This window comes from Ferviditalea candida, from assembly GCF_035282765.1.
GTDB classification, from domain to species: Bacteria; Bacillota; Bacilli; order Paenibacillales; family KCTC-25726; genus Ferviditalea; species Ferviditalea candida.
In genome coordinates, this window is the sequence record NZ_JAYJLD010000107.1 from 1 (window position 1) to 1,029 (window position 1,029).

The window sequence follows — 1,029 nt, forward strand, 5'->3', positions numbered from 1 at the left end:
CTGACAGGAGGCTCACTTTCTGACGCTACGCTAACCGATTCAACCGGAACACTGACCGATGCCACAACCAGCACATCGACAGCAGGAGAAACGACCGTCGCTGTCGAACAAGAACCGACAGAGGACATCACCACGGAACTGGTGAAGCTGAATCCGTATCGCTATGCGGGCTATTATTGGGACCGCAAGACGCAATATTATTATCTGCAGGCCAGATACTACGATCCGAGGAACGGAAGGTTCCTGTCGGCGGATACGTATCGGGGTGAGATTGACAGTCCGCTTACGTTGAATTTGTATACGTATGTGCAGAATAACCCGATAAATTATGTTGATCCAAGTGGACATAAATATTGTTTAGGCAGTTTAAAAGAGGGGCTTGGATGTGTAGCAGTGATTATTGGAACATGGTTGATTCATAATTCCAATATGACAGAAAAGGTAGCAGATTTTCTTGTAGTGGATGATATAAAAACAATTATTGATCCGAATTCCTCAACATTTGATAAAACACTTGCTGCTTCGAACTTTGTCCCAATTGGAAAATTTATTAAAGGCGGCAGAATAATTGTAAGACTTATTAATGATGAAGGGCGAGTAATTGAGCGCGCGGTTGAAGGATCGGACGAAGCATTGAATGTTGCCTCACAGATCAGTAGTAAAACAATGAAGCATTATAGTAAGCATATTCCAAGTGAATTTGCAAAACAGGTTCCACACTTATCCAAAGAGCAATTGGAAAGTATACTCAAGGATAGGACTTTTTTTAATCCTAATTGGTCTGTAGATGAAGTTAATCAGGCAGTTCAGCAAACATATAAAGATGCATTAAAAAACGGAGTTCATAATAGTTATCATACAATTGAGGTTAATGGTGAAAAAATTACGGTCTTTGTTGGCGAAAACGGAGACTTAAACACCGCATTTGGTTCGTAAGCGTAAAATAATCCCCACCTACGATTCAAGTGGGGAGGCTAGTAATCTATGAATGAACGATTCTGCAATTTTCCGGGATTGAGCTTGACCATG

The 1,029-nt window shown here is 41.1% G+C and carries 1 protein-coding gene; it reads left to right on the forward strand.

From position 1 onward, the window contains the following. A partial coding sequence (locus VF724_RS21270) for an RHS repeat-associated core domain-containing protein (RefSeq protein ID WP_371756235.1) occupies positions 1-936 on the forward strand: 936 nt, incomplete at its 5' end. Positions 937-1,029 lie beyond the last annotated feature (93 nt).